The sequence below is a fragment of the Paenibacillus zanthoxyli JH29 genome (assembly GCF_000520715.1).
Taxonomy (GTDB): domain Bacteria; phylum Bacillota; class Bacilli; order Paenibacillales; family Paenibacillaceae; genus Paenibacillus_AQ; species Paenibacillus_AQ zanthoxyli.
On the sequence record NZ_ASSD01000028.1, the window covers coordinates 1 to 4,595 of the forward strand.

4 protein-coding genes are annotated in these 4,595 nt (G+C 50.5%); 3 read left to right on the forward strand and 1 reads right to left on the reverse strand.

What is annotated here, in order from left to right:
* On the reverse strand, positions 1–379 hold a 379-nt coding region (locus L691_RS27485), incomplete at its 3' end, for an SgrR family transcriptional regulator (protein WP_036734608.1).
* A 111-nt stretch (positions 380–490) separates the two neighbouring features.
* Between L691_RS27485 and L691_RS0101340 the strand changes: the two genes are divergently transcribed.
* The 3 genes from L691_RS0101340 (at position 491) to cysK (ending at position 4,313) form a co-directional block, all read left to right on the forward strand.
* The gene (locus L691_RS0101340; RefSeq protein ID WP_025688301.1) at positions 491–1,996 is read left to right on the forward strand and encodes a DUF4153 domain-containing protein; all 1,506 of its coding nucleotides are present in this window, start codon (positions 491–493) and stop codon (positions 1,994–1,996) included.
* A 161-nt stretch (positions 1,997–2,157) separates the two neighbouring features.
* Positions 2,158–3,261 carry an acyltransferase family protein gene (locus tag L691_RS0101345; protein ID WP_025688302.1) on the forward strand — a complete coding sequence of 368 codons (1,104 nt, stop codon included), beginning with the start codon at positions 2,158–2,160 and terminating at the stop codon, positions 3,259–3,261.
* A gap of 131 nt (positions 3,262–3,392) precedes the next feature.
* Positions 3,393–4,313, forward strand: a complete 921-nt coding sequence (gene cysK, locus L691_RS0101350; RefSeq protein WP_025688304.1) for a cysteine synthase A — start codon at positions 3,393–3,395, stop codon at positions 4,311–4,313.
* Positions 4,314–4,595 lie beyond the last annotated feature (282 nt).

The following is a 4,595-nucleotide window of genomic DNA, read 5'->3' on the forward strand; positions in this document are numbered from 1 at the left end:
GGTCCTTACCCATTTCGGCGTGGTGGCCGGAATAGGCCAGCAGCCAGCTTTGCAGCGTGTCCTGAAGCGCCGAGACTCCCGCATGGGACCGGATTTGTTCCATTGCAGCCGATACGGCGTCCCGGCGTTCCATCGCCAGCATCATCGACTGGACGGCGATATCGTCCCGGGGCGCCATAAAGCGCAGAAGGGAACGGCGTCCCCGCCCCCGGCTTGGCGTCCAGACCATCCAGCCCTGGTGCGCCATTTTGCCCAGAATATTCAGGGCGTTCCGGTGTGTGCAGCCGAGTATCGCGGCAAGCTCGTCCAGAGTGGCGGAGACTTCATCCGTGCTGCCATAATGGGCGCGAAGCCGAATGTATTGTCCGTGCAGCTTCATTCTGCTCTATCCCTTCGTAAAATAGGAAATAAACGAATATTTATTTCTCTTTATTTTCTTATTTTATCATCTAGAATAGGGAGCAGAAAGTAAGAATATGGAGGGATATCCATGAACGAAGAAGTTTCATCCGGGCGGATGCGTTCTCTTGCGCTGCCTGCCGCCGGTTTTACGCTGGCCGTTATTCACCAGTATCTGTTTCTCGACAACCGCTATGGTGTGTCGTATCCGCTGTTCACTGTACTTTTTTATGCGTATATGCTGTACTTTGCCAAGGACAAAATCCGGAAGCCTGCGGCGGCGGGATATGCCGGAATGGCCTTTGTCTTTTTGCTCTCCTTGACCTACGGCCTGTTCGCTAACGGATTTTTTCACAATTTGAACAAGCTTGTCATCCCGGTCGCGATCCTGCTTCATCTGACCTATATGATTGGCGCCGAAAGACCGGCTTGGGACCGCTTCTCCCTGGTCTTCAGCATGCTGGACCATCTGATTCCGCAGAATCTGCGGCAGTGGCCCCGCATCATCGAGGTCTTCAAGAGGGCCTCGAAACAGTCGAAGGAAGGGAAGAACAGGCGGGTTCTGGGCAAGGTGCTGATCGGCCTTTGTATTTCCTTCCCGCTGCTGATGATTGTGCTCATGCTGCTGTCTTCGGCGGACGGTGTGTTTCACAGCGTGCTGTCGAAACTCCCGGTCTGGCTGAGCAATGTATCGCTTGTTGAGGGCTTCATCCGTACGCTGTGGGCGCTGCTGCTCGGGATGTTCTTCTTTGGGTTTGTGCGGGGATTTCTGTTCCCTCGTAAAGATGAGGACGCGACGAGGATATGGAAGCGGCCGGAACAGGAATCCGGGGAATTTCCTGATTTTCGGGTGGATTCGATCATTGCCGCCACTGTATTAACTTCGGTTAACATCGTATATGTGATATTTGTTTGTGTGCAGTTCTCTTATCTGTTCGGCGGCTGGCAGGGCGTGCTGCCCTCAGGTGAAACCTATGCCGAATATGCCCGCAGGGGATTTTTTGAACTGATCATGGTCGCGGGGATTAATTTTATCATTCTGCTCGGTCTGCTGCTGCTGGGCACCAAAGGGACGGAGAAGCTGAACAAGGCGATTCGCGGGCTGCTCTATCTTCTGGCGGGCTGTTCGGCGGTGATGCTGTATTCCGCCTATACCCGGCTGGCCCTCTACGAGGAGGCTTACGGCTATACGGCAATCCGGTTTCTCGTGCACGGCTTTATGATTTTCCTTGGGCTGCTGCTGATTGTGACGGCGCTGCGCATCGGCCTTCCTCGTCTTCCTTTGGCAAAATGCTACATTGTCCTGGGTGCGGCGGCCTATCTGGTCATGAACTATATCGGGATGGACGTCATTATTGCAGGTAATAATATGGCGAGGTATGAAGTGAGCGGCAAGCTCGACACAGCTTATCTGTTCACGCTGTCGGACGACGCGGTTCCGCGGCTTATCGAGTTCAGCCGTAACCGGAACGGAATGCTGGATAACGGCCTGCGGCAGAAGCGGCAGGATCAGGTACATACGAATGATAAGTGGCCTTCCTTCAACCTGTCGCGTCACAGAGCGGCGGCGGAACTGGATCAGTATTTTGGCAATTAGTATAACTCCACAGTACCCGAATTTTTACACTTATGCATTATTGATATGGTGTAATATTCTTGTTAACATAGCCTCACTTACATAAATAGACGGTTAACGAATCTTAATGCTTGAATATCAATCGCCATATTGTAAGGGTACGATGCAAGAGGAGTGGAGAGATGGAGAAAAAGTACGATTATTCATTGGATGCTATCAAAGGGTTTAGCTGTCTGTTGATGATTATGGCTCACACCGGTACGGATTTTTCAGGGAGCAGCCGCTCGCTTCAGATCATCGGAGGGCTGGCCCCCGCATTATTTTTCGCTGTTTCCGGTATAACTTCTATCTTCCAAAGCAAGAAAAATTTTCTGCCGCTTCTTGCCTTTTACTTCGTCTTTGCCATCATGGGATTATCGTATAATGCGCTGTGGAAGCCCTTTATTTGGTCTGATCCCGTTTCAGATGTCCCCCAAATCGTGGCAATGAGTGTGTTAGGCATTATTGTTCTTGAGAAGTATCTGAGGCCCAATAAGTATATCTATCTTATATTAGCCATCTTGATATTTACTTTGCACTTTGTTTTTACATCAAGCATACCTTCTTTTCCGGCTAAACAATTCTTCATCCCGGAGGGGAATTACACCTATTTTACTTTTATTCCTTGGTTTTCGATTTTTTTGCTTGGCGTGTTCGCTTACCGAAGCAGCAAATTTATAAATTTGATATCCGGTTTATTCGCCGCATGTCTTCTGGCAGCAGCCTATTTTCTAACCCCAAGGGATACGGAATTTTTGGTAAAGTACAATATGTCGTTAGGATATTTTTTCCTTTCGCTGCTGGTTCTGTTTATGTCGTTTTTTCTATTCAGATCGATCCGGCATTATTCTTTGAAGAATCCGCTCATATTTTTCGGGAAGCATTCTTTTTTATTCTTATACGTTCATGTATTCATTATCTTTGTAATCACTCATTTAAAGCTGTATTCCATAAACATCTATATCATCTGGGCGACGGTTTTGCTCACTACCTTTATCGGGATGACAGCCGTTCTATGGATCAACAAATATATTGATAAAATCTTTGATTATAAGCTTGTCTGGATTGCTTTAATGATGTTCATATTACTTGTGCCGGCTATCGTGCATTCTATTGGATTGATTGTTTTGGCTGAGACTGTTCTGGGCATGGCCTTTGCTTGCAACTATAAAAAGCTGTCCCAGATTTTGATTCCAATCTTCACATTTACTCCGAAGAATACAAATTTACAACCGGGCATGGAATAGAGCGTATGCGGAAAAAGAGGGATTTTGCGGTTAAGATAAACTGCGGAATTCCTCTTTTTATTCGACAGAGCCTTTCGGACACGGTACAATGTTCGCAGGTATGTTCCGCGCAGGAATCAAGGAGGTCTGTTATGTCAACGAGAGTGGTAAACCATATTACGGAGCTGATCGGAGATACTCCGGTTGTTCGTCTGAACCGTATAACCGGACCAAATGATGCGGAGCTGTACGTCAAGCTTGAGCGGTTCAATCCGAGCGGCAGCGTCAAGGACCGGGCGGCGTATAATCTGATTCTGCAGGCTGAGAAGGATGGGCTGCTGAAACCGGGCGGCACCATCATCGAGCCGACGAGCGGCAATACGGGAATCGGACTCGCGATGAATGCGGCGGCCAAGGGCTACCGGGCGATCATGGTCATGCCGGACAATATGACGAAGGAACGGATTAATCTGCTCAAAGCGTACGGAGCGGAAGTTGTGCTTACGCCGGCCTCCGAGCGGATGCCGGGAGCTATCGCCAAGGCGCTGGAGATCAGACAAGAAACCCCAGGAAGCTTTATTCCGCAGCAGTTCGAGAACAAGGCCAACCCCGACATCCACCGTACAACGACAGCGATCGAGATTCTGGATCAAATGGAGGGCAAGCTGGATGTATTCGTGGCGACTTCGGGTACCGGCGGAACCATTACGGGTACGGGAGAGACGCTACGGGCGCATCTCCCTGGTCTGCGCGTTCTTGTCGTAGAGCCGAAGGGCTCGCCGGTATTGTCCGGCGGACAGCCGGGCCCGCATAAGCTGGTCGGCACAAGCCCCGGGTTCGTGCCCTCTATATTGAATACGGAGGTATATGACGAGATTGTGCAGGTGTCCGACGAGGACGCTTTGAATACCGTTCGGGCGATGGCGGCCAAGGAAGGAATTCTGATTGGCCCGTCCGGAGGTGCGGCGGTATGGACCGCCATGAGAGAGGCCGAAAGGCTGGGAAGCGATAAACGCGTGCTTTGCATTGCACCGGATTCGGGGGAACGATATTTGAGCATGGGGATTTTTTGACGCGGTCAGGGCGGGCTGATCATAGCATCTTCCATGCTTTTCAGTAAGCTATCCATAGTAAACAGGGCCGGTTCTTTGTGAACCGGCCCTGTTTTTTTTGCTCCAAATGCTCTCTTATTGCGGGTCTTACAATTCTTCCACTTCCCGCAGCCACAGCGAGGCGGAGGCGTCGCTTGGCATGCGCCAGTCTCCGCGCGGCGACAGGCTAACCGTGCCGACTTTCGGGCCGTCCGGCAGACAGGAGCGTTTGAACTGCTGGGTGAAGAAGCGGCTGTAGAATAC

Coding starts and splice junctions, on each gene's coding strand:
- cysK (WP_025688304.1), top strand. CDS start 3,393: ATGTCAACGAGAGTGGTAAACCATATTACGGAGCTGATCGGAGATACT.
- L691_RS0101340 (WP_025688301.1), top strand. CDS start 491: ATGAACGAAGAAGTTTCATCCGGGCGGATGCGTTCTCTTGCGCTGCCT.
- L691_RS0101345 (WP_025688302.1), top strand. CDS start 2,158: ATGGAGAAAAAGTACGATTATTCATTGGATGCTATCAAAGGGTTTAGC.